General features: G+C 68.5%; 18 protein-coding genes and 2 tRNA genes. 16 read left to right on the top strand and 4 right to left on the bottom strand.

What is annotated here, in order from left to right; translation table 11 throughout:
- Nucleotides 1–194 precede the first annotated feature (194 nt).
- Nucleotides 195–686: a MarR family winged helix-turn-helix transcriptional regulator gene (locus E3O49_RS10855; RefSeq protein WP_134365772.1), complete on the bottom strand. Its 492-nt coding sequence runs from the start codon at nt 684–686 to the stop codon at nt 195–197.
- 123 nt (nt 687–809) lie between these two features.
- Between E3O49_RS10855 and E3O49_RS10850 the strand changes: the two genes are divergently transcribed.
- The 3 genes from E3O49_RS10850 to E3O49_RS10840 all read left to right on the top strand — a co-directional run bounded on the left by E3O49_RS10850 (nt 810) and on the right by E3O49_RS10840 (nt 3,356).
- Nucleotides 810–881: transfer RNA gene (locus E3O49_RS10850), tRNA-Gln, on the top strand.
- Nucleotides 882–953: 72 nt separating this feature from the next.
- Entirely contained in the window at nt 954–2,378 is a 1,425-nt protein-coding gene (gene glmU / locus E3O49_RS10845; protein ID WP_134365773.1) for a bifunctional UDP-N-acetylglucosamine diphosphorylase/glucosamine-1-phosphate N-acetyltransferase GlmU, read from the top strand.
- Complete coding sequence (locus tag E3O49_RS10840; protein WP_134365774.1) at nt 2,379–3,356, top strand: ribose-phosphate diphosphokinase; 978 nt, start codon at nt 2,379–2,381, stop codon at nt 3,354–3,356. It begins immediately after the preceding gene.
- Nucleotides 3,357–3,482: 126 nt separating this feature from the next.
- On the opposite strand, the gene E3O49_RS10835 is transcribed toward E3O49_RS10840, so the two are convergent.
- Nucleotides 3,483–3,851: a hypothetical protein gene (locus E3O49_RS10835; protein ID WP_134365775.1), complete on the bottom strand. Its 369-nt coding sequence runs from the start codon at nt 3,849–3,851 to the stop codon at nt 3,483–3,485.
- 141 nt (nt 3,852–3,992) lie between these two features.
- Nucleotides 3,993–5,396: an NADP-dependent phosphogluconate dehydrogenase gene (gene gndA, locus E3O49_RS10830; RefSeq protein ID WP_241994539.1), complete on the bottom strand. Its 1,404-nt coding sequence runs from the start codon at nt 5,394–5,396 to the stop codon at nt 3,993–3,995.
- A 387-nt stretch (nt 5,397–5,783) separates the two neighbouring features.
- Here gndA and E3O49_RS10825 point away from each other — a divergent pair, with 387 nt between their 5' ends.
- The 13 genes from E3O49_RS10825 (at nt 5,784) to E3O49_RS10765 (ending at nt 19,854) form a co-directional block, all read left to right on the top strand.
- A complete protein-coding gene (locus tag E3O49_RS10825; RefSeq protein WP_134365777.1) occupies nt 5,784–6,404 on the top strand; it encodes a 50S ribosomal protein L25/general stress protein Ctc in 621 nt (206 codons plus the stop codon).
- 38 nt (nt 6,405–6,442) lie between these two features.
- Nucleotides 6,443–7,024, top strand: a complete 582-nt coding sequence (gene pth, locus E3O49_RS10820; RefSeq protein WP_134365778.1) for an aminoacyl-tRNA hydrolase — start codon at nt 6,443–6,445, stop codon at nt 7,022–7,024.
- A 137-nt stretch (nt 7,025–7,161) separates the two neighbouring features.
- Entirely contained in the window at nt 7,162–10,788 is a 3,627-nt protein-coding gene (gene mfd, locus E3O49_RS10815) for a transcription-repair coupling factor (protein WP_134365779.1), read from the top strand.
- 246 nt (nt 10,789–11,034) lie between these two features.
- A complete protein-coding gene (locus E3O49_RS10810) occupies nt 11,035–11,778 on the top strand; it encodes a nucleoside triphosphate pyrophosphohydrolase (RefSeq protein WP_134365790.1) in 744 nt (247 codons plus the stop codon).
- A 42-nt stretch (nt 11,779–11,820) separates the two neighbouring features.
- Nucleotides 11,821–12,354 carry a ferritin gene (locus E3O49_RS10805; protein ID WP_134365780.1) on the top strand — a complete coding sequence of 178 codons (534 nt, stop codon included), beginning with the start codon at nt 11,821–11,823 and terminating at the stop codon, nt 12,352–12,354.
- A gap of 134 nt (nt 12,355–12,488) precedes the next feature.
- Nucleotides 12,489–13,745, top strand: a complete 1,257-nt coding sequence (gene hisS / locus E3O49_RS10800) for a histidine--tRNA ligase (protein ID WP_134402573.1) — start codon at nt 12,489–12,491, stop codon at nt 13,743–13,745.
- A 105-nt stretch (nt 13,746–13,850) separates the two neighbouring features.
- Nucleotides 13,851–15,131 carry a phosphopyruvate hydratase gene (eno, locus tag E3O49_RS10795; RefSeq protein ID WP_134365782.1) on the top strand — a complete coding sequence of 427 codons (1,281 nt, stop codon included), beginning with the start codon at nt 13,851–13,853 and terminating at the stop codon, nt 15,129–15,131.
- 125 nt (nt 15,132–15,256) lie between these two features.
- Nucleotides 15,257–15,745 (top strand): FtsB family cell division protein, encoded by a 489-nt coding sequence (locus tag E3O49_RS10790; protein WP_134365783.1) that lies wholly within the window; start codon nt 15,257–15,259, stop codon nt 15,743–15,745.
- Entirely contained in the window at nt 15,742–16,263 is a 522-nt protein-coding gene (locus E3O49_RS10785; protein WP_134365784.1) for a DUF501 domain-containing protein, read from the top strand. Before E3O49_RS10790 ends, E3O49_RS10785 begins: the two co-directional genes overlap by 4 nt.
- Nucleotides 16,233–17,540 carry a S8 family peptidase gene (locus tag E3O49_RS10780; RefSeq protein ID WP_338144994.1) on the top strand — a complete coding sequence of 436 codons (1,308 nt, stop codon included), beginning with the start codon at nt 16,233–16,235 and terminating at the stop codon, nt 17,538–17,540. Before E3O49_RS10785 ends, E3O49_RS10780 begins: the two co-directional genes overlap by 31 nt.
- 38 nt (nt 17,541–17,578) lie before the next feature.
- On the top strand, nt 17,579–19,111 hold the full coding sequence (locus E3O49_RS10775) for an NAD(P)/FAD-dependent oxidoreductase (protein ID WP_134365785.1): 1,533 nt from the start codon (nt 17,579–17,581) through the stop codon (nt 19,109–19,111).
- Nucleotides 19,112–19,165: 54 nt separating this feature from the next.
- Nucleotides 19,166–19,238 (top strand) — tRNA-Leu (locus tag E3O49_RS10770).
- A gap of 220 nt (nt 19,239–19,458) precedes the next feature.
- Complete coding sequence (locus E3O49_RS10765) at nt 19,459–19,854, top strand: SHOCT domain-containing protein (RefSeq protein ID WP_134365786.1); 396 nt, start codon at nt 19,459–19,461, stop codon at nt 19,852–19,854.
- Nucleotides 19,855–19,939: 85 nt separating this feature from the next.
- Here E3O49_RS10765 and E3O49_RS10760 read toward each other — a convergent pair whose 3' ends face one another.
- Entirely contained in the window at nt 19,940–20,866 is a 927-nt protein-coding gene (locus tag E3O49_RS10760) for a Ppx/GppA phosphatase family protein (RefSeq protein ID WP_134365787.1), read from the bottom strand.
- Nucleotides 20,867–21,087 lie beyond the last annotated feature (221 nt).

Here is a 21,087-nt window from a genome sequence, read left to right as displayed (position 1 = left end):
GCTGAAAAGCGAGACCCGGTGGACGGTGAAACACCTGGAGGCCGGCACCCTGAGGTGGACCTCGCCGAGCGGGCGCGCATTCGTGACCGAGCCGGCCACCTGCATCCGTGCAGTGGTGCCGGAACCGCCGCCGCCCGAGGCGGAGACTCTGTCACGGCCCGCGCCTTCAGAGACCGGCTTCTGCGCCTCGATTCTCAGTCGAAGTCGAGGCTGAGCTTGCGCAGGAGGGAGGCGAGGTTCGCCTGATCGGCCGGGGTCAGGGTGGAGAGCAGTTCGGCCTCGGCGTCGACTAGCCGGGTGATGGCGGCATCCACCCGGGTGAGGCCGGCCGGGTTCATCCCGACGAAGATGCCCCGCCTGTCATTGGGGTCCGTGCGGCGGGTGACCAGTCCGCGTTCGACCAGGCGGTCGATCCGGTTCGTCATCGTGCCGCTGGAGACCAGCGTCTGCTGCAGCAGCGCCTTGGGGCTCAGTTCGTAGGGCTCGCCCGCGCGGCGCAGCGCCGAGAGCACGTCGAACTCCCACGAGTCCAGTTCCGAGCGGGAGAAGGCGGTGCGGCGGGCGCGGTCCAGATGCTTGGCGAGACGGCCCACCCGGGAGAGCACCTGCAAGGGGGCGAAATCGAGGTCGGGCCGTTCGCGCAACCAGGCGTCAACGATTCGGTCGACTTCGTCATGTACGGGCATCCGTCTATTATCCCGGTCGGCCGTGCAAACCGGGATGTTCGGTGGGTCTTCGGGCACCCGGCGCGGTGTTCGGCTTGATATCTGGCAGACTTGTCACCGTTGGTCGGCCCTCGGTCGGCGAATTCCGCCGTGGTGTAATGGCAGCACGACAGCCTTTGGAGCTGTTAGGTCTAGGTTCGAGTCCTGGCGGCGGAGCATTGCTGCAGACAAAGCGGCGCCATTCCCCGGTCTTCCCCGGCCGGCCAGACCGAAGCTTGAGGAAAAAACGTGACTGACCCCAGACTCGCCATCGTCGTGCTGGCCGCCGGCCAGGGCACCCGAATGAAGTCCAGCACCCCGAAGTTGCTGCACCAGCTCGCCGGGCTCCCCATTCTGAGCCACGTCCTGGCGACATCCCAGGCGCTGGATGCCGCGCACGTGGTCACGGTCGTGCGCCACGAACGCGACCAGGTGGCCGCTCTCGTGCAGTCCGACCTGCCGGAGAGCCTGATCGTCGACCAGGACGACCTGCCCGGCACCGGCCGGGCCGTTGAGCAGGCCGTGGACGCCCTCCCGGGGGACTTCGACGGCGACGTCCTCGTCGTCAGCGGCGACGTCCCGCTGCTCAATGCCGCCACGCTGGCCAGCTTCGTCAGCGCGCACCGTGAACGCGACGTCTCGGCCACCGTGCTCTCCTCCTTCCCGGATGACGCCGCCGGCTACGGCCGCATCGTGCGCTCGGAGGAAGGCGCTTTCGACCGCATCGTCGAGCAGAAGGACGCGACCAGCGAGGAACGCGCCATCACCGAGACCAACGCCGGGGTCTACGTTTTCCGGTTGAAGGAACTGCGCGACCAGCTCGCCAATGTCACCACCGAGAACGCGCAGGGTGAGAAGTACCTCACCGACGTGATCGGCCTGCTGCGCCAGTCCGGCTCAGAGGTGCGCGCCGTGCCCGTGGCGGACGCCTGGCTGGTGGCCGGCATCAACGACCGCGCCCAGCTCGCCGAGACGGCGCGCCAGCTCAACGGCCTCATCGTCTACGGCTGGCAGCTGGCCGGCGTGACCGTTCAGGACCCGGCCACGACCTGGATCGACCTCAAGGCGAAGCTGGCACCGGATGTCACCATCCGGCCGGGCACGCAGATTCTCGGCTCCACCGTGATCGAGACCGGCGCCGTGGTCGGCCCGGACACCACCCTCGTCGACTGTGAAATCGGCGAGAACGCGGTCGTCAAGCGCACGGATGCGACGCTCGCCGTGATCGGCGCGGGCGCATCCGTCGGCCCGTTCGCGTACCTGCGTCCGGGAACGATTCTGGGCGCCGACGGCAAGATCGGCACGTTCGTCGAGACCAAGAACGCGACCATAGGCATGGGCAGCAAGGTGCCGCACCTGAGCTATGTCGGCGATGCCACGATCGGCGTGCAGTCGAACGTCGGGGCCGGCACGATCTTCGCCAACTACGACGGCGTGAACAAGAACCACAGTGAGATCGGGTCCCACGTGCGCACCGGGTCGCACAACGTGTTCGTCGCGCCGATTAGGATTGGGGACGGAGCATACACGGGAGCCGGCACCATCGTCCGCAAGGACGTGCCGGCCGGGGCTTTGGCCCTCACCGTGGCCCCACAACGCAATATGGACGGCTGGGTACAGACCAACCGCCCAGGAACCGACGCGGCGGCGGCTGCGGCAAAGAGCGGAGACTAGGTGTCTGGAATCAAGACCAGCGGCGAGAAGCGACTTGTATTGGTTTCGGGGCGAGCACACCCCCAACTGGCACTGGACATCGCCACGGAACTTGGTACCGAACTCGTTCACACCGACGCCCGAACCTTCGCGAACGGCGAGATCTACGCCCGCTTCGATGAGAGCGTGCGCGGCTCCGACACCTTCGTGATCCAGTCGCACACCAACCCGATCAACGAGTGGCTGATGGAACAGCTGATCATGGTCGACGCACTCAAGCGGGCATCCGCCAAGCGCATCACGGTGGTTGCACCGTTCTACCCCTACGCCCGCCAGGACAAGAAGGGCCGCGGCCGCGAGCCGATCTCGGCCCGGTTGATCGCGGACCTGTTCAAGGTCGCCGGCGCCGACCGGATCATGGCCGTCGACCTGCACGCCGCCCAGATCCAGGGCTTCTTCGACGGCCCCGTCGACCACCTCTTCGCCATGCCCGTGCTGCTCGAGCACTTCAAGGAGAAGCTCGACCCGGCCACCCTCACGGTCGTCTCGCCGGACATGGGGCGCGTGCGCGTCGCCGACATCTGGAGCGACAAGCTCGGCGCGCCGCTGGCCATCATCCACAAGCGCCGCGACCCGAAGGTCGCCAACCGGGTGTCCGTGCACGAGATCGTGGGCCAGGTCGAGGGCCGCGTCTGCCTGATCGTCGACGACATGATCGACACCGGACGCACCATCGTGCTCGCGGCCGAGGCCCTGCGCGCCGCCGGAGCGATCGGCGTCGTCGTCGCGGCGACCCATGCCGTGTTCAGCCACCCGGCGCTGGAGCTGCTGCAGAACCCGGCGATCTCCGAGGTCGTCGTCACCGATACCCTGCCGATCCCCGAGGAGAAGCGCTTCCCCACGCTCACCGTCCTGCCGATCGCCCCGCTGCTGGCACGCGCCATCCACGAGGTGTTCGACGAGGGTTCCGTCACGTCGATGTTTGAGGGCGCCGCGTAGGCCCCGTTTTCGCTGAGTGGACTCTGGCCGGTCGTTGACGGATGTCGACGGCCGGCCAGAGGTCTGTCCGGGCCCGGTCAGGGGCAGGAGCTCAGAGAACGAGCTGGAGCACGATCGTGACCGGGTCTAGGCCGGTACGACCGTCTCCGGCGCCCGCGGTGCCGCCGGGATGATGCCGAGCGGGATGACGTAGGTCTCGCGCTCGTTGATGTCGATCGCGTAGCACTGCCAGCCGAAGCCTCCCGGCCCGGTCAGGTCGAAGCGCGCGTCCGAGCCGACGGCGACGGGGTAGTAGCGGGCCGTGGCGACACTGCACGCGTTGGCGGCGGTTCTCGACGCGATCTGCACGGTCGTCAGGATGCCCGGCACGATCAGGGCCACCAGCCCGAGCACGACGACGATGCGCATCAGGGCCATGGTGCGCCGGCTGCGCAGGGGCCGCGCGGCATCCTGCGGCTCGTAGCCGGAGAGTTCGGGGTGGTCGTCGCTCGTCATCAGGCTCCCAGTATCGCAAACCCGGCTCCTGATCGCGCGAAGAACCAATTCGACGGAGCTTCTGCTCTAAAACCCGCGTTGCGGAGCGAAAGTGGCCATTTTCGGCAAAATCTCCGTCGAATTCGTTAGTCGACGTCGTGACTAGTGCGAGGAACCCTCGGTCGCGATCTCGGTGCGGTCGCCCGACCACAGCGTGTGGAACGTGCCCGGCATGTCCACCCGCTTATAGGTGTGCGCGCCGAAGAAGTCACGCTGGCCCTGCACGAGGGCGGCGGGAAGCCGTTCGCTGGCGAGCGAGTCGAAGTAGCTGAGCGCCGAGGCGAACCCGGGAACCGGGATACCGGACAGCGCGGCCGTGGACACCACTCGGCGCCACGCCGACTCGCCGTCGGCGACGGCCTGGGCGAAGTACGGGTCGACGAGCAGGGACGTGATCGACGGGTCGTTGGCGTACGCGTCAACGATGCGGTTCAGGAACTGGGCCCGGATGATGCAGCCGCCGCGCCAGATCGTGGCGATGGCGCCCTTGTCGACGGTCCAGCCGTACTTGACCGCACCGGCGATGATCGCGTCGAAGCCCTGCGCGTACGCGACGACCTTCGACGCGTACAGCGCCTGGCGCACGTCGTCCTGGAAAGTGTGGCCGACGACGGCGATCTCCGGGCGGGCGGTGATGGCGGCGCGCACGGGGACGCGCTGCTCCGGGTGGCTGGACACGGCGCGGGCGAAGACGGCCTCGGCGATGCCGCCGACGGGCACGCCCAAATCGAGCGCGTTCTGCACGGTCCAGACGCCGGTGCCCTTGGAACCGGCCTCGTCGAGCACGATGTCGATGAACGGCAGGCCGGTCTTCGCGTCCACCTGGCGCAGCACCTCGGCGGTGATCTCGATCAGGTAGCTCTCGAGGTCGCCCTGGTTCCACTCGGTGAACACATCGGCGATGGCGGCGGGGGAGTGCCCGGTCACCTTCCGCAGCAGGTCGTACGCCTCGGCGATGAGCTGCATATCGGAGTATTCGATGCCGTTGTGGATCATCTTGACGAAGTGACCGGCGCCATCCGTGCCGATGTGGGTGACGCAGGGCACGCCGTCGACGACGGCCGCGATCGACTCGAGGATGGGGCCGAGGGTCTTGTACGCCTCCACCGATCCGCCGGGCATGATGCTGGGCCCCTTGAGGGCGCCCTCCTCGCCGCCGGAGATGCCGGCGCCGACGAAGTTCACGCCGGTGGCGCGCACATCCTTCTCGCGGCGAATCGTGTCCTGGAAGTCGGCGTTGCCGCCGTCGACGATGATGTCGCCGGGTTCGAACAGGGCGGTCAGCTGGCTGATCACGGCATCCGTGCCCGTGCCGGCCTGCACCATGATGATCGCGGTGCGCGGCTTCTGCAGCGAGGCGACGAAATCCTCGATCGTCTCCGAGGCCACGAAACCGGCCTCGGGGTGCTCGGTGGTGAGGAGGCGGGTGCGCTCGGGGGAGCGGTTGTACACCGCGACCGTGTTGCCCGCACGGCTGGCCAGGTTGCGGGCGAGGTTCGAGCCCATCACCGCCAGTCCTACTACGCCAATGTTTGCCTGTGCTGCGCCGGTTTCGGCCACGTTTGCTCCTTCAGCTACTTGTTCTCAAATCTTTTTCAAGGTTAGCCGGTCGCCGCGAACCGGTGCGGGGAGTGACCGGGGCGCCCCGGTACGGATGCCGCGGGCCGGGTTCGCGGGACTCCCGCGCCTCCGCTAGACTTACGAATTGAACTTCGGCGAGGGCTGCCGCACGACCGGGAAACCGGCTGCGCGGCATCCGTTATCGACGCGGCGGAATGCTTTACGGCCTTTCCTCACGCTGACACGCGTTCGAGTTGAATCACACCCCCACTCTTCACCGGCCCCGGCCCGTGAACCAGATCTGGGCCGTAGCGGTCCGCAAGGAGAAACACCATGGCTGACGCCACCAACAAGATTGTCGCCGACCTGCGCGTGAAGTTCGGCAAGGGCGCGGCCCGCAAGCTGCGCGTGCTGGGCAAGATCCCCGCCGTCATGTACGGCCACGGCACCACCCCGGTCCACGTCGCGCTCCCCGCGCACCAGATCGGACTGCTGCTGCGCCGCGCGAACGCCGTCCTCGAGCTGGAGATCGACGGCAAGAGCCACCTGACCCTGGTCAAGGACGTTCAGAAGGATCCCTTCCTGCAGATCATCGAGCACCTCGACCTCATCGTCATCCGCAAGGGTGAGAAGGTCCAGGTCGAGGTTTCCGTGCACGTGACCGGCGAGCCGGCTCCCGGAATGGTCGCCGATCTGGACACCAAGACCCTGCTGCTCGAGGTCGAGGCCATCAACATCCCGCAGAACCTCCCGCTCTCCATCGAGGGCCTCGAGGACGGCGCGCAGATTCACGCGAAGGACGTCGAGATCCCCGAGGGTGCCACGCTCATCTCCGACGAAGACGCCGTCGTCGTGTCCGTGCACCTGCCGGTCCTCGAGGAAGAAGAGGAAGAGGAAGAAGAAGAGGGTACCGAGGGCGCCGAGGGCGAAGCCGAGGCCGCTCCCGCCGAGTAGTCATCCCCTTCTGGTTTCGTCGTAAGCGGAGGATTCCCCTGGACGAGAATCTCTGGCTCGTAGTCGGGCTCGGTAACCCCGGGCCCGACTACGCCGGAAACCGGCATAACGTCGGCCACATGGTGGTCGACGTGCTTGCCGATCGGCTCCAGAGCAGATTTCGGGGCCACAAGACCAATTCGGCCGTCGCCGAGGGACGCAGTTTCCCCGGCGGCCCGAAGCTTGTGCTCGCCAAACCGAATACGTTCATGAACGTGTCCGGCGGGCCCGTCGCGGCGCTGCTGCGCTTCTATTCCCTGCAGCCGTCCCACCTGATCGTCGTGCACGACGACCTCGACCTTCCCTTCGACACCCTGAAGATCAAGGTCGGCGGCGGCCACGGCGGCCACAACGGGTTGCGGGACATCATCGCCGCCACGGGAACGAACGACTTCGTGCGCATCCGGGCCGGCATTGGTCGTCCTCCCGGCCGGCAGCCCGCGGCCGATTTCGTGCTGCACGACTTCGCCTCGACCGAACGCGCCAACCTGCCCATCCTGCTCACGGATGCCGCCGACGCGATCGAGCTGATCGCCGCGGAGGGCGTCGTCGCCGCCCAGCAGAAGGTGCACGCGCCCTGACCGGCCCCGGATAGTTCCCGTTCCGGTCGAGAGTGACCGGCAGAACGGGCACTCTCGACCGGAACGGGAACAGCCGCGGCTCCCGGGTGGCCCGGATACCCCGGGCGGCGCTCAGCCGGGTTGCGTAGACTCGTCTGGTGACTCTTCAGGGCTTAATTGCCACACTTTCGCGCGCCTCCACATTCGACAACGCCCTCGCCTTCGCGAACCGGGACGTTGATTTTTCCCTCACCGAGGGCCTTCGCGCGCCCCTGGTCGCGGCGCTGCTCGAGCAGCGCGTGCGGCTGGACAAGGCGCCTGCCCTGCTCGTGATCACCGCCACCGGCCGTGAGTCCGAGTCGCTGCACGAGAACCTGGCCTGCTTCGCCGCCGACGCGGAGATCATCGACTTCCCGGCCTGGGAGACCCTCCCGCACGAACGGCTCAGTCCCAGCGCCGAAATCGTCGGAAAGCGCCTGCACGCCCTGCGACGGATGCGGGAGTGGGAGGAGAGCGACGCGGCCACCCGGCACCCCCTGGTCGTGATCGCTTCGGTGCGCGCCGCGCTGCAGCCGGTAGCGGACAACCTCACCGACTACGAGCCGATCGACCTGAGCGTCGGCCAGCGCGGCCACGACCTGAGCGCGATCGCGCTGCAGCTCGTCAACGTCGCCTACGCGCGGGTGGACATGGTCACCCGGCGCGGCGAATTCGCCGTGCGCGGCGGCATCCTCGACGTCTTCCCGCCGGTGGCCCCGCACCCCTACCGGGTCGAGTTCTTCGGCGACGAGGTCGAACAGATCCGGGCGTTCTCGGTGGCCGACCAGCGTTCCCTGCCCGACCCGGTCGCGTCGGTCAGCCTGCCGCCGAGCCGCGAACTGCTGCTCAGCCCCGCCGTGCGCCAGCGCGCCCGGGAGATGCAGCACGAGTTCCCGAGCCTGTCCGGCCTGCTCGCCAAGATCGCGGAGGGCATCCCGGTCGAGGGCATGGAGAGCCTCGCCCCGGCCCTGGTTGACCGGCTCGTGCCGATCACCCACTACCTCCCCAGGGAGGCGGCCGTGGCCGTCATCTCGCCCGAGCGGGTCGCGTCGCGGGCGATCAGCCTGGCCGAGACCAACCGGGAGTTCCTCGGGGCAGCCTGGAGCGCCGCGACCGCCGGCGCCGAGGCGCCGATCGACCTTGAATCGGGTGACTTCCTCACCCTCGGCCGGCTCCGCGAATCGGTGAAGTTCAGCGCGCCGGGCGCCCCGGCCTCCGCGCACGTGTGGTGGACCCTCAGTTCCTTCCAGGCGGCGCCGACGGATGCCCCGGTGCTGCCCGAACACCGCGAAATCGACGACCTGCTCACCGTGCGGGTCGAGGGTGACGCCGTTCCGAGCTTCCAAGGCAGCGTGGAGGGTGCCGTCGGCCACCTCGCCGAACGGCTGAAGGCGGGCTGGACCGTGGGCATCGTCGCCCAGGGTGCCGGGCTAGTCGAACGCGCCGCGGACGTCCTGGCCGAACACGAACTCCCGGCCCGGTCGGTCGCGGAGTGGCCCGCCGACCCCGAACCCGGCATCGCGTACCTGCTGAAGGCATCCGTCGATCACGGTTTCGAACTGCCGGAGACCAAATTCGCGCTGGTCAGCGAATCCGAGTTCTACGGCCGCACCGTCGGCTACGACGCCCGTCAGGTGAAGAAGCTCGCCAGCCGGCGCAAAAACGTCGTCGACCCGCTGCAGCTGAAGGCCGGGGACCACGTCGTGCACCAGACGCACGGTATCGGCCGGTTCATCGAACTCACCCAGCGCGAGGTGTCCAGCGGCGGGCGCAACCCGGTGAAGACCAAGCGCGAATACCTCGTGCTCGAGTACGCCCCCTCCAAGCGCGGTCACCCGGGCGACAAACTGTTCGTGCCCACCGACCAGCTCGACCTGGTCAGCCGTTACGTCGGCGGCGAGGCGCCCGCGCTGAGCAAGATGGGCGGCAGCGACTGGTCCGCCGCGAAGACCAAGGCGCGCCGTGCCGTGCGGGACATCGCCGTGGAGCTGGTCAAGCTCTACTCGGCACGGATGGCCAGCAAGGGTCACGCTTTCGGACCGGACACCCCCTGGCAGCGCGAGCTGGAGGAGGCGTTCCCGTTCGCGGAGACGCCCGACCAGCTCACCACCATCGACGAGGTCAAGGCCGACATGGAACGGCCCATCCCGATGGACCGGCTGCTCTCCGGCGACGTCGGCTTCGGCAAGACCGAGGTGGCCGTGCGCGCCGCGTTCAAAGCCATCCAGGACGGCAAGCAGGTCGTGATGCTCGTGCCGACGACCCTGCTCGTTCGCCAGCACATGGAGACGTTCCAGGAGCGTTTCGCCGGGTTCCCGGTGCACCTGCGCGCCCTGAGCCGGTTCCAGACCGAGAAGGAATCCCGGGAGACCATCGCCGGGATGCTCGACGGAACTGTCGACCTGGTCATCGGGACGCACCGGCTCCTGTCCGACTCCATCGTGTTCAAGGACCTCGGCCTCGTCATCATCGACGAGGAGCAGCGCTTCGGAGTGGAGCACAAGGACGCGCTGAAGAAGCTCAAGACCAACGTGGACATCCTCGCGATGAGCGCCACGCCCATCCCGCGCACCCTCGAGATGGCGGTCACCGGCATCCGGGAGATGTCGACCCTGGCCACCCCGCCGGAGGACCGGCACCCGATCCTCACATTCGTCGGCCCGTACTCCGACCGCCAGGTGGCCGCGGCCATCCGGCGCGAGCTGCTGCGGGAGGGACAGATCTTCGTCGTGCACAACCGGGTATCGAGCATCAACAGGGTCGCCGCCCAGTTGGCCGAGCTGGTGCCGGAGGCCCGGATCGCGGTCGCCCACGGCCAGCTGCCGGAGGCCCAGCTCGAGCAGGTCGTCGTGGATTTCTGGGAGCGCAAGTTCGACCTGCTCGTCTCGACCACGATCATCGAGACCGGCCTCGACATCGCCAATGCGAACACGATCATCATCGACCGGGCCGACAAGTTCGGGCTCAGCCAGCTGCACCAGCTGCGCGGGCGGGTCGGCCGCGGCCGCGAGCGCGCCTACGCCTACTTCCTCTACGACGAGAACAAGCCCCTGACCGAGATCGCGCACGACCGGCTGGCCACGATCGCGGCGAACAACGAGCTGGGCGCCGGCATGCAGGTCGCGCTGAAAGACCTTGAGATCCGCGGCGCCGGCAACCTGCTCGGCGGCGAACAGGCCGGCCACATCGCCGGCGTTGGCTTCGACCTCTACCTGCGGATGATCGGGGAAGCCGTCAGCACGTTCCGCGGCGACGTCGCCGCGGGGCAGACCGAGCTGCGGCTGGAGCTGCCCGTCGACGCGCACATCCCCGAGGACTACGTCGACAGCGAGCGGCTGCGCCTGGAGGCCTACCAGAAGCTCTCGGCGGCCAGCGCCCCCACGGCCGCGAAGGACCAGATCGATCTGGTGCTGGACGAGCTCACCGACCGTTACGGCGAGCCGCCGCAGCCGGTGCAGAACCTGGTCCTGGTGTCCCGGTTGCGCTGGCTGGCCCAGCAGGCCGGCCTGGGCGAGGTCGTGGCGATGGGGTCGAACCTGCGGGTGTCGCCGGCGAACCTCGCCGACTCGATGCAGGTGCGCCTGCAACGGATGTACCCGGGCTCGCGCTACTTCACCCAGAACGGGTCGATGACGGTGCCCATGCCGCGCATCAACGGCGAACCGCTGGGCGACGCCGCGCTGATCGCGTGGGCCGGGTCGCTGCTGGACGCGCTCTTCCCCCGCCCCGTGGACACGGTCGCCTAACCCGAGGTCACCTGCCCGCCCCGGTGGCCCACCCCGGCCGAGCCGGCCCGAACGAATTCGACGGAGATATTGCTCGGATCGGCCCTCAACGTTCTCCCAGAGCGGTTTTAACGGAGATTCTCCGTCGAATTGGTTCAGCGCGGCCCGTGGTCCGGCGTTCGGGGCGTCCGGCCGGGACACGGGCGGGTTCAGGCCTCTGTTCCGGCAAGTCGAGGCGATTAGAGTTGTCGCGTGACCCCTTCAGGAATGCCCACAGGACCAGAAGGCGCATCGAGCCTGGACGAGCTCGTGCGCGTGGTCGCCCATCTGCGCGCGCCCGGCGGCTGCCCCTGGGACGGGGAGCAGACCCACGAGTCCCTCGTGCAGTACCTGATCGAGGAGAGCCACGAACTGATCGAGGCGATCGAATCCGGCACCCGGGAGGAGCTGCTCGAGGAACTCGGCGACGTGCTGTACCAGGTGATCTTCCACGCCGACCTCGCGGCGCACACGCGCGGCGAAGACTTCGACATCCAGGATGTCGCGGCGCACATGACCGCAAAGATGGTGGGGCGCCATCCGCACGTCTTCGGGGACGCCACCCTCGAGACGGCCGCCGACGTCTCCCTCGCCTGGGACGACTTCAAGGCCGCAGAGAAACCGCACCGCACCAGCGTGCTCGACGGGATCCCGCAGGGGATGCCCGCGCTCGCGCTCGCGGACAAGGTGCTGGGGCGCGCGCAGAAGATCGGGCTGCTCGGCAGCGAGGCGGCCTTCCCGCTGCCGATGGAAAGCGAGGACGAACTCGGGCCGCTCCTGCTCGCGATCGTCGCGGCGGCGAAGGCCAACGGGCTCGACTCCGAGCGTGCCCTGCGCAGCGCCCTCCGGGGGCTGCAGGACGAGATCCGCGCCGCCGAAGCCGAGAGCGCCGGTGCGGGCTCCGGCTCCGACGTGTCCGGATCCGATTTCTCCGACGCCGGAATCATCGGCCTGCCCGCTGCGCCTGACTGAGCAGACCTGCCGGATCCCTCGATCCGCGGGTACCGTCAGAGCATGATCCAGTCCACTTTCAACGAGCTTCTCTCCGCCCAGATCGGCAACGAATTCGCCGCCTCGCAGCAGTATCTCGCGATCGCGGTGTGGTTCGACAACCAGGCTCTGCCCCGGCTGGCCGCCCACTTCTACGCCCGGTCGATCGAAGAGCGCAACCACGCCATGATGCTCGTGCAGTACCGCCTCGACCGGGGCCTGGGCGTCGTCATCCCCGGCATTCCCGCCGTGCGGAACGACTTCACTCTCGTGATCGAGCCGATCGCACTCGCGCTCGCTCAGGAGAAGCAGGTCACCGCGCAGATCGAGGCCCTGTTCCGAGCGGCCCGGGCCGACGGCGACGCGCTCGGCGAGCAGGCGATGCTCTGGTTCCTCAAGGAACAGGTGGAAGAGGTGGCATCGATGTCCACCCTGCTGACCATCGCCCAGAGGGCCGGCGACAACCCCTTCGACATCGAGGACCACATCGCCCGGGAGACCGTGACCGGCGCTCCGGCCGACACCGACGCCCCCGCCGCGGCGGGCGGCGCGCTCTAGCCTTCGTCCACCGTCCTCGCTTGCGCCGAGATGGCCCGGTGCGGTGGCGATTCTCGGCCGAAACAGCGACGGTGGGCGCACAGGAGGCGTTGCCGGGCCCGGGCGGCGAGGCCGGAACTGACACAATTGGGGCTATGGCAACACCAGTGACCCCACCCCGCGGCATGCGCGACTTCCTCCCGGCCGACAAAGCCTCCCGGGAGCACGCCCTGGCCGTGATCCGGCACAGCTTCACCGCGCACGGCTTCGACGAGATCGAGACCCCGGTGATGGAGGACTCCGCCCGGCTGCACTCCGGCCTCGGCGGCGACAACGAGAAACTCGCCTTCGCGGTGATGAAGCGCGGCCTCAAGCCCACGGATGTCGCGGCCGCCGCCGAATCCGGCGACCTGCTCGCGCTGGCCGACCTGGGCCTCCGATTCGACCTCACCGTGCCCCTGGCCCGGTTCTACGCCACCCACCGCTCGGAACTGCCGACCGTGTTCCGCTCGATCCAGATCGCGCCGGTCTGGCGGGCCGAACGGCCGCAGAAGGGTCGCTACCGCCAGTTCGTGCAGTGCGACATCGACATCATCGGCGAGGCCGGCATGCTCGCCGAGATCGAGCTGATCACCGCCACCAGCGCCGCGCTCGACGCGCTCGGCCTGACCGGCTGCTCGATCCGCATCAACGACCGCCGCATTCTCGCTGCCCTGCTCGCGCACTGGAACGTTCCGGCGGACCTGAGCGAGCGCGCCCTGATCACCATCGACAAGCTGGACAAGATCGGCGTCGACGGCGTCGTCGCCGAACTGGGCAGCCTGGGCCTTGTCACCGCCGGAATCGCCGAGACGCTGACCGCTCTCGGGGACGCCGGCTGGGACGCGGCCGAGCCGGTCGCCCCGGCCTGGCTCGATCAGGATGCCTACGGCGACCTGCTCGCCCTCCGTGCCGCGATGCCGGGGGTGCGACTCGACTTCGACCCCACCCTCGTGCGCGGGATGGGGTACTACACCGGCACCATCTTCGAGATCTCGCACCCCACGCTCGGGTACTCGCTCGGCGGCGGCGGCCGGTACGACGGCATGATCGGCCGCTTCCTCGGCACCGATGTGCCCGCCTGCGGCTTCTCGATCGGCTTCGAGCGCATCGTCGACCTGCTCGGTGCGGACGCGGCATCCGTGGAGACGTCGGTCGTCCTGGTGTACGACAAGGGAACAGACCCGGCCCGGCTGGTGGCGCTCAAGCAAACCCTGGTCGCCGAGGGCCTCCGGGTGCGCCTGGAACAGCGCACGAAGAACGTGAAGGCCCTGCTGGAACGCGCGGCTGCCGGCGGTTACGGGCGTTACGCCTTCGTCGCCGCGGCAACCGAGGACGTGGCGGCGCTGGACTTTCGTCCACTCGCCGGCTGAGCCCAGTCGCTAGACTGTTATTGGATTGGAATACGGCGCTGTTTTCCCTGATCCCTCCAGACCAACACCCCAACAATTAAAAAACATAGGAAACAGGAGATAGCTGTGGCTCTCATTGAGGCAGTAGTAGCACGCGAGATTCTTGACTCCCGAGGCAACCCGACCGTCGAGGTCGAGGTATTGCTTGATGACGGTTCGGTCAGCCGCGCCGCCGTTCCGTCCGGCGCATCGACTGGTGCGTTCGAGGCTTACGAGCTGCACGACGGCGACAAGTCACGTTATTTGGGCAAGGGCGTGCTGAAGGCCGTTGACGCCGTCATCGACGAGCTCGGCCCGGCAGTCGAGGACCTCGACGCCAGCGACCAGCGCATCGTCGACGCCGTCCTGAACGAGACCGACGGCACCGACAACAAGCACCGCGTCGGCGCCAACGCCATCCTCGGCGTCAGCCTGGCAGTCGCCAAGGCCGCCGCCACCTCGGCCGGCCTGCCCCTGTTCCGCTACCTCGGTGGCCCGAACGCGCACACCCTTCCGGTCCCGATGATGAACATCATCAACGGCGGCTCCCACGCCGACAACGACGTGGACATCCAGGAATTCATGGTCGTACCGCTCGGCGCCGAGTCCTTCGCCGAGGGCCTCCGCTGGGGCACCGAGACCTACCACGCCCTCAAGGCGCTGCTCAAGTCCAAGGGCCTCTCCACCGGCCTCGGCGACGAGGGTGGCTTCGCCCCCAACCTGCCGAGCAACCGCGCGGCCCTCGACCTGATCGTCGAAGCCATCCAGAACGCCGGCTACACCCCCGGCAAGGACATCGGGCTTGCGCTCGACTGCGCCGCCTCCGAGTTCTACAAGGACGGCGTCTACCACTTCGAGGGCAAGGAACTCACCGCCCAGGAGCTGTCCGCGTACTACGTCGAGCTCGTCGCGGCCTACCCGCTCGTCTCGATCGAAGACCCGCTCGAGGAGGACGACTGGGACGGCTACGTGCACCTCACCGCCGAACTCGGCGACAAGGTCCAGATCGTCGGAGACGACCTGTTCGTGACCAACCCGGTGCGTCTGGCCAAGGGCCTGGCCCTCGGCACGGCGAACTCGATCCTGGTCAAGGTCAACCAGATCGGCACCCTCACCGAGACGCTCGACGCGGTTTCCCTCGCCCAGCGTGCCGGTTACACCACCGTCATCTCCCACCGCTCCGGTGAGACCGAAGACACCTTCATCGCCGACCTCGCGGTCGCGACGGATGCCGGCCAGATCAAGACCGGAGCGCCTGCTCGCAGCGAGCGCGTCGCAAAGTACAATCAGCTTCTGAGGATTGAAGAAGAGCTGGGCGAGGCCGCAGTGTACGCGGGCCGTTCCGCTTTCCCGCGGTTCAAGGCGTAGTCTGCCCGGAGCTCTCGAAGCGCGGGTTGATCCCCGCGCTTCGAGAGCTCCATTTTTTTGTCCCACTGCAATTAGGGTTCCAGTGCGGGGCCGCCCCGCACCCGGAGTCAGCGAAAGGAGTTGCCATGGCCAGGAAACGCGCCGAACGGCGGCCCGTCGCGCTCGCCTCCACGGACAACTTCGCAGACACCATCGCCGGCAACTGGCTGCACGGCCTCCGGCTGTCCGGGTTCTCGCTCGTGATGATGGGTCTGCTGATCATGGCCGTCATCGTGCTCGCGCCGGGCATCCGCACCTACGCCGACCAGAGGCAGCAGATCGACCGGCTGACGGCCGCCGTCACCCAGCAGCAGGGTGACGTGGAACAGCTCAAGTCCGAACGCGAGCGGTGGAACGACCGCACCTACGTCACCACCCAGGCCCGCGACCGGCTGTCCTATGTGCTGCCCGGCGACGTCAGCTTCCTCGTCATCAACGACCTGGCCCTGCCCGTCGCCGGCGAGGCGGCCGTCCCGGTCGCCAGCCCCACCATCCAAACCACCAACGTCGATTGGCTGTCCTCCATGTTCGCCTCCGCAATGACGGCCGGCCTGGCACCCGAGGCCGCACAGTGACCCGGCCTCCCTTCGCGCCGGTCACCGCCGCCGACATCATGATTGTGTCGGCCCAGTTGGGCCGGCCCGCCCGCGACGTCATCGGCATCCCCGCGCGCTGTGTCTGCGGCGCCCCGACCGTCGTCGCCACCGCGCCCCGGCTGGCCGACGGTACGCCGTTCCCGACCCTGTACTACCTGACCCATCCCGCCGCCACCGCGGCCCTCTCGTTCCTCGAGGCCACCCAGGTGATGAACGAGTACAACCAGCTGCTGGCCGACGACGCCGAAGTGCGCGCCCGGTACCGCCGCGCCCACGACAGCTTCCTGGCCGACCGGGAGACCGTCGGCACGGTGCCCGAGATCGCCGGGATCTCCTCCGGCGGCATGCCCGACCGGGTCAAGTGCCTGCACGCGCTGGCCGCCCATGCGCTGGCGGCCGGACCCGGCACCAACCCGATCGGTGACCTGGCCCTGGCCCGGGCGGCCTGGATGCCGGACGTCTGCGAGTGCCTGGACTATTCGTCGGCCGACGAGTGAGGGCGGCCTGGCGGCGCATCGGCCTGGCCGTCGGCCTCTGCCTCACCGTGTCGGTGGGCGGGGCGGCCCTGGCCCCGGCGGTGCCCGCCTTCGCTGAGAACACGCAGGTGCGCGACCTGGAGTACTGGCTGAACGACTACGGGTTCACCGAGGCCTGGAAGACGACCCGCGGCGCCGGCGTGAAGGTGGCCGTGATCGACACCGGCGTCGACGCCGGCGTCGCCGAACTGGCCGGCGCCGTCGTCGGCGGCACGGATGTCTCCGGCCTCGGCTCCGCCAACGGTCAGACTCCGATCGGAGACGGCAGCGAGCACGGCACCCTGGTGGCGTCCCTGCTGGCCGGCCGTGGCACGGGCGCCAATTCCGGGGTCATGGGAGTCGCGCCCGAGGCCTCGATCCTCGCCGTCTCGGTGGCGTTCGGCACCACCGGAGCGACCCTCAGCAACGACGACCAGATCGCCGCCGGCATCCGCTGGGCCGTCGACAACGGGGCCGACGTCATCAATATGTCGCTCACCCGCAACACGCTGGACTGGCCGCCGAGCTGGGATGACGCGTTCCTCTACGCCTTCGAACACGACGTCGTCGTCGTGGCCGCAGCCGGGAACCGGGGCAGCGGCACCACCGAGGTCGGCGCCCCCGCGACGATCCCCGGGGTGCTGACGGTCGCGGGCGTCGACCGCAGCAAGGGCGCGAGCTTCGACGCGTCCTCGCAGGGCATCACCATCTCCGTCGCCGCGCCGAGCGAGCAGCTCGTCGGGGTGGTTCCCGGTGGAGGGTACGTGCAGTGGAACGGCACCAGCGCGGCCGCTCCCATCGTCTCCGGCCTGGTTGCGCTCGTACGCGCCGCCTATCCCCGGCTCGACGCGGCCGGGGTCATGAACCGGGTCATCGCCACGGCGAACCCGAACGGGCACTCGGTGCCCAGCCCGATCTACGGCAACGGCCTGATCGACGCCGCGGCGGCCGTCACTGCATCCGTGCCGACCGGGACGACGGCGGAACCGGCGGCCCTGCTGGAGGAATGGATCCGGGTGCACCGCCGCGCGGACACCGAGCTGGCGCCCGCGCCGCAGCCCACCGCGCAGGCGCCCGTCGCGCCGGCGGAGGACCCCGCTCTGCCCGGCGCCAGCGTCGTCGCCGCGTGGCTGCCCAGCCCGCTCACCGTCACCTATATCAGCGTGCCGCTCATGGTGCTGGTCGGGTTTGGTACTCTAGTAACGCTGTTCGGCATCGGGGCCACTCGGCACATCAAGCGAATACGATCAAAACGGTAAGTTTTCGCGCATCCAAACAATGTAGGAGGACTTCCATCGTGCCCAGAATTTTGATTGTCGGTGGCGGCTACGCGGGTTTCTACACCGCTTGGAAGCTCGAGAAGTGGCTGCGCGCCGGCGAGGCCGAGGTCACCATGGTCGACCCCCTCCCGTACATGACGTACCAGCCGTTCCTGCCCGAGGTCGCCGCCGGTTCCATCGAGGCGCGGCACGCCGTCGTGGCGCACCGCCGCCACCTCAAAAAGACGAACGTGCTCACGGCCAAGGTCACGCACATCGACCACGCCACGAAGACGGCGACCATCACGCCGCCGATCGGCGAGCCGTGGGAATTCGTCTATGACATCGTCGTCGTCACGGCGGGCGCCGTCTCCCGCACCTTCCCGATCCCGGGCGTCGCCGACCAGGCCATCGGCCTGAAGACCATCGAGGAAGCCGTCGCCATCCGCGACCGCGTGCTCACCAACTTCGACAAGGCAGCACTGCTTCCCGCCGGTCCCGAGCGCGACCGCCTGCTCACCTTCGTCGTCATCGGCGGTGGCTTCGCCGGCATCGAGGTGTTCGCCGAGCTGCGCTCCTTCGCCACCTCGCTGCTGAAGTCGTACCCGCAGATCGGTTTCGACGACACCCACTTCCACCTGATCGAGGCCATGGGGCGCATCATGCCCGAGGTTTCGCTGAAGACGAGCCTCTGGGTGATCAAGGACCTCGATCAGCGCGGCGCGCAGATCCACCTCAACACGCAGCTGACCAGCGCGGTCGACGGCAAGATCGAACTCTCCACCGGAGAGAGCTTCGAAACCGACCTGATCGTCTGGACCGCGGGCGTCATGGCCAACCCGGCCGTCGTGCGCCACACCGACCTCCCGATCGAGGAGCGCGGCCGCCTGCAGGTGCGCCCCGACCTGCGCGTCGGCACCGAGGACGAGATCATCGCCGACGCCTGGGGCGCCGGCGACATCACCGCCGTGCCCGACCTCAGCGGCGGGGGAGTGGGCGGCTTCTGCGTGCCCAACGCCCAGCACGCGGTCCGCCAGGGCAAGCTCCTCGCGAAGAACATCGTCGCGGTGCTGCGAGGCGAAGGCCCCAAGGAATACCTGCACAAGAACCTCGGCGCCGTCGCCGGCCTCGGGATCGGCACCGGCGTGTTCCAGTCCGGCAAGTTCGCGATGACGGGTCTGCTGGCCTGGTTCGCGCACCGCGGCTACCACGGCCTGGCCATGCCGAGCTGGGAGCGCAAGCTGCGCGTCGTCTGGGGCTGGGTGAACAACTTCTTCCTCGGCCGCGACATCGTCTCCCTGGCCGCGCTGGAGCACCCGCGCGCCGCGTTCGAGGAGTTCGCCTCCCGTCCGAAGCCGGCCTCCGACGCCGCAGCTCCGGCAAAGGCCCCGGCCTCCGCTGCCGCTGCCGCGAAGTCCAGCACCACGGTGCCGGCGACCAAGGCCGCGCCGACCGCGCCGACCGCGCGGACTCCCCGCGCGCCGCGGAAGACCGCGGCGAAGCCGGCGGCGACGACCGCCGTCGCAACGGATGCTGCCGTCGCCGACGCGGAGACCGTCGCCGCCAAGTAACACCGGAGGCTCCGGCAGCACCTACGCTTGAAGCGTTCGGGAAATCCCGAACGCGCCCCCGTAGCCCAATGGCAGAGGCAGACGACTTAAAATCGTCACAGTCTGGGTTCGACCCCCAGCGGGGGCACATCTTCGTGGACTTCGGCTCCGCTCCGCCAGAAAAATCCCTGACCATCGGGCCCCCTTCGGCCCTTTCCGGGCCGGTTCCGTCGCGCTACCATCTGGCAGTGAATGTGGGCCGCGGGCACCTGACTCAGGGTCGAACCGACAAAGCAGCATCACCGGCAGCCATTCGGCGGTCGGATTAGCCCGACCGCGATCCAATTCCCTGACCAAAAAGACAGATCATGGATTTTTTGTCGAACATCTGGGACTTCATCTGGTTCTTCTTCTTCTGGACGTTCGCCTTCATCGCCTACCTGATGGTGCTGTTTTCGATCGTCGCAGACATCTTCCGTGATCATGAACTCAACGGGTGGGCGAAAGCGGCCTGGATCCTGTTCCTCGTCTTCGTGCCCTTCCTGACCGCGTTGGTCTACCTGATCGCACGCGGCAAGGGCATGGCCGAACGGCAGATGCGCGATTCGCGTCGCGCGCAGCAGGCCACGGACGACTACGTGCGCTCGGTCGCCGGGGCGACGGCGACTTCGGCCGACGAGATCGCGAAAGCAAAAGCCCTCCTCGACAGCGGCACCATCACGCCTGAAGAGTACGCGGCGCTCAAGGCCAAGGCGATGAAGTAGCGGCAGCGCCGCTCACCTCACCACCCCGGCACCACCCCCGGCGGGACCACGTGGCAACCCCACGTGGTCCCGCCGTTCTTCGACGTCAGGCCAGGTGGTCCAGGTAGCGCAGGATGATCCCCTCGCGCAGCGCCCAGGGCGACACTTCGAGTTCCGCCACCCGGAACGCGGCCATCGCCGCGCTGAGCACGATGCCGCCGGCCACGATCTGGAAGGTGCGGTCGGCCGTGATCCCGGGCAGTGCCGGGCGGGCTTCGGCCGGAATACGCGCCAGTCGCGGCACCCAGTCGTCCAGTTGCGACCGGCTCAGCCGCATCCGTTCGCCGGACCCGACCCCGTCGGACGTGGACCCGGCCAGTTTGGCGAGGGAGCGGATGGTCTTCGACGAGCCCACCACATGGTGCGGGATCCGGCGGCCCGCGAACGCGTCCAGCGCCTCCGCGAGCACGGCGTCCGCGTGGTCGCGGAGAGCGGAGACCTGCTCGGGACGCGGCGGGTCGTCGTGCAGGAAACCGACCGTGGAACGGCCGGCCCCCAGCGGGAGCGAGAGCGCGACCGTGGGGATTTCGTTCGCGCCGGTCGCGATTTCGAGGGAGCCGCCGCCGATGTCGAAGAGCAGGATGTCCCGGGCCGACCAGCCGTACCAGCGACGCACGGCCAGGAAGGTCAGGCGGGCCTCATCTTCGCCGGACAGCACCTGGAGGGCGACCCCGGTTTCCCGTTCGACCCGGGCGAGCAGCTCGGGCCCGTTCGTGGCCTCGCGGAGTGCGGAGGTGGCGAATGGCAGCAGATCGTCGACGTGGTGGCGGCGGGCGACCTCCGCGGCGTTCCGCACGGCGTCGAGCACCGCGGTGCAGCCCTCGTCAGTGATGGCCCCCTCGGGGGTGAGGTAGCGCATCAGGCGCAGCACGGCCTTGTCGGACGCCATCGGCACCGGCGGGGCGCCTTCGTGCGCGTCGACGACCAGCAGGTGGACGGTATTCGAACCGACGTCAAGAACTCCGAGGCGCACGCTCTGACGATAGCGTGCGCCGCGCCGGTGTGCGCGCCACCCGACCCCGCCCCTGAACGAATTCGACGGAGATTCTGCCGGAAACGGGTACAAACACGCCGCATCCGTGTTTTTAGAGCAGTATCTCGGCTCTCCTGCTGCATCTGTGGGTCTTTCGGAGCGCCTTAACGGCCGCACGCCGCTTCCTGTCTAGGTTTCTGACTGTCAAGGAAAGAAACTTT

The sequence above is a fragment of the Cryobacterium shii genome (assembly GCF_004402595.1).
GTDB lineage: Bacteria > Actinomycetota > Actinomycetes > Actinomycetales > Microbacteriaceae > Cryobacterium > Cryobacterium shii.
This window is presented reverse-complemented; position numbering and strand designations above follow the sequence as displayed.

Coding starts and splice junctions, on each gene's coding strand:
- E3O49_RS10790 (WP_134365783.1), top strand. CDS start 15,257: ATGGCCAGGAAACGCGCCGAACGGCGGCCCGTCGCGCTCGCCTCCACG.
- E3O49_RS10805 (WP_134365780.1), top strand. CDS start 11,821: ATGATCCAGTCCACTTTCAACGAGCTTCTCTCCGCCCAGATCGGCAAC.
- hisS (WP_134402573.1), top strand. CDS start 12,489: ATGGCAACACCAGTGACCCCACCCCGCGGCATGCGCGACTTCCTCCCG.
- E3O49_RS10765 (WP_134365786.1), top strand. CDS start 19,459: ATGGATTTTTTGTCGAACATCTGGGACTTCATCTGGTTCTTCTTCTTC.
- gndA (WP_241994539.1), bottom strand. CDS start 5,396: ATGGGCTCGAACCTCGCCCGCAACCTGGCCAGCCGTGCGGGCAACACG.
- E3O49_RS10835 (WP_134365775.1), bottom strand. CDS start 3,851: ATGACGAGCGACGACCACCCCGAACTCTCCGGCTACGAGCCGCAGGAT.
- E3O49_RS10810 (WP_134365790.1), top strand. CDS start 11,035: ATGCCCACAGGACCAGAAGGCGCATCGAGCCTGGACGAGCTCGTGCGC.
- E3O49_RS10825 (WP_134365777.1), top strand. CDS start 5,784: ATGGCTGACGCCACCAACAAGATTGTCGCCGACCTGCGCGTGAAGTTC.
- E3O49_RS10855 (WP_134365772.1), bottom strand. CDS start 686: ATGCCCGTACATGACGAAGTCGACCGAATCGTTGACGCCTGGTTGCGC.